General features: G+C 42.0%; 3 protein-coding genes. 1 reads left to right on the top strand and 2 read right to left on the bottom strand.

Going from position 1 to position 2,195, the window contains the following annotated elements; genetic code table 11:
* Positions 1 to 367 (top strand): acyl-CoA thioesterase (locus AC1DPZ_RS25855; protein ID WP_477408906.1); only part of this gene is annotated, 367 nt, incomplete at its 5' end.
* Between the two features lie 74 nt (positions 368 to 441).
* Here the strand turns inward: AC1DPZ_RS25855 and AC1DPZ_RS25850 are convergent.
* Together AC1DPZ_RS25850 and folB are read right to left on the bottom strand one after the other, a co-directional pair.
* Complete coding sequence (locus tag AC1DPZ_RS25850; protein ID WP_477408904.1) at positions 442 to 1,839, bottom strand: FAD-binding oxidoreductase; 1,398 nt, start codon at positions 1,837 to 1,839, stop codon at positions 442 to 444.
* 1 nt (position 1,840) lies between these two features.
* The coding region (gene folB / locus AC1DPZ_RS25845; protein WP_477408902.1) for a dihydroneopterin aldolase at positions 1,841 to 2,195 on the bottom strand (355 nt) is incomplete at its 5' end.

Here is a 2,195-nt window from a genome sequence, read left to right as displayed (position 1 = left end):
TAATAATGCGGTGTATTTAACTTACTTCGAAATTGCCCGCACCAACTATTGGAAAGATGCCATCGGCTGGGATTGGAATAATGTCGGCATCATCATCGGCCGCTCAGAGATCAACTATCTTAAACAAATTACCGTTCAGGATAAAATAGCCTGTTATGTGCGCACTATACGCATAGGCAACAGCAGCTTTGATGTAATGCACGTATTGGTGAAAATAACCCCACAGGGGGAAGAGATTGTTACAACCGGCAAAACGGTTTGCATTAGCTATGATTACGCGGCCAACAAATCGGTATCCATCCCGCCCGATGAACGCCGAAGTATGATTGCATATGATGAGCCAAGGTTGATATTGAATACGAATTAATTTGAGAATTTAAAGATTTGAAAATGATTTGATCCAAATAGCGGCCTTCATTTTCAAATTCTCAAATCTTCAAATCAAAATATCTTCCCTGGATTTAAGATGCCCTTCGGATCAAACACATTCTTAATTCCCCGCCACAAAGCGAAATGAGTTTCCGAATATTTTATCGGCATAAATTCCTTTTGCACAAGGCCAATGCCGTGTTCGCCAGAGAGTGTGCCGCCTAAACTTACAGTGAGCTCAAAGATTTCTTTTATACCTGATTTAAGTTTGCTACTCCAGTCTTCATCGCTCATGTTAGCTTTGATTATATTTACATGCAGATTACCATCGCCCGCATGGCCATAACATACCGATTCAAAGCCATATTTGCTACCTGTTTCTTTTATTCCCTTTATCAATTGCGGCAGTGCAGCCCGCGGTACAACGGTATCTTCTTCTTTATAAACCGAATTAGATTTTACCGATACCCCCATGGTGCTACGCATACGCCATAATTCTTCCTTTTGTGCAGATGAATCGGCAAAAAGTACATCTTTGCAGTTGTGAGCCTCTAAAACAGCGTTGATCTTTTCGCAATCGGCAAATATCACATCCTGGTTATTACCATCAACTTCAATCAGCAAAAAGGCCTGAATATCATCCTGCAGGTTAAAAGCAATATCGTTATACTCCTTAACCCACTCTACCCCCCTGCGTTCCATAAACTCAAGGGCCGATGGCGTGATACCAGCCCTAAAAATAGCTGATACAGCGGTACAGGCATCTTCGTTGGTAGCAAAAGAAGCCAGCATCAACGCATCCAGCGTTGGCAGCGGAATTAGTTTTACCACAATTTTGGTGATAATACCCAGCGTACCTTCCGAGMCTATGAACAATTGGGTAAGGTTATAACCGGATGCATATTTTAGTGTATTAGCTCCTGTCCAGATAATCTCGCCAGATGGTAGTACTACCTGCAGGTTTAATATATATTCGCGTATGGTGCCATACTTTACAACCCTGGGGCCGCCAGAGCCATGGGATACATTACCGCCAATAAAACAACTGCCCTTGCTGGCCGGATCTACAGGATAAAGCAACCCCTTTGCAGCAACCTGGTTCATAAATTCTTCGGTAACAACGCCTGGTTCAATAGTAGCCTGCAAGTTTTGCTCATCTATCTCCAGTACTTTATTAAAGCGCTCCATCGCAATCATTAAACCGCCTTTTACGGGTAAAGCCCCACCGCTTAAGCCGGTACCGGCGCCACGTGGTGTAATTGGGATAAGGTTTTCATTACAAAGTTTCATTAATGCAGAAACTTGCTCCGGCGTTTGGGGTTTTACAGCAACCTCGGGGTAGTAAACCAGGTCTTCCGTTTCATCGTGACTATATTTTTCCAGGTCAGCCTCTTGAGTTATAACTGCATCGGCGCCAACAATAGTTTTAATGACCGCTAATATCGGCAAAGAAATTTTATTGTATTCCATATTACCGTTTGCTGTAATTTATAGTAACTGCAGAATGGCTAACCCTGCCCAATAATGGTGGATTCAATTTTTTTATAGTTACGGAGATAGTTTCTACATAAGGATATTTCTTTTGGATTCTTTCCATTATAGCCTGCCCCACTGTTTCAATCAGCTTGCGTGGATATTTCATTTCTTCACAGGCTATGTAATATACCTTTTCATAATCAACTGTATGCTTAAGTTCATCTGCTGCAGGATCTGTTTGGGGTACAAAACCTACCTCAATATCTACCAAAAACCGGCAGCCTATTTTTTGTTCTTCCGAATAAAATCCATGGTATGCAAAAAACTCTGCACCCTGTAAGGCAATAGTT

The sequence above is a fragment of the Mucilaginibacter sp. P4_G9 genome (genome assembly GCF_056400985.1).
The sequence above is the reverse complement of the archived record's forward strand: the minus strand, read 5'-3'. Positions and strand labels throughout refer to the sequence as shown.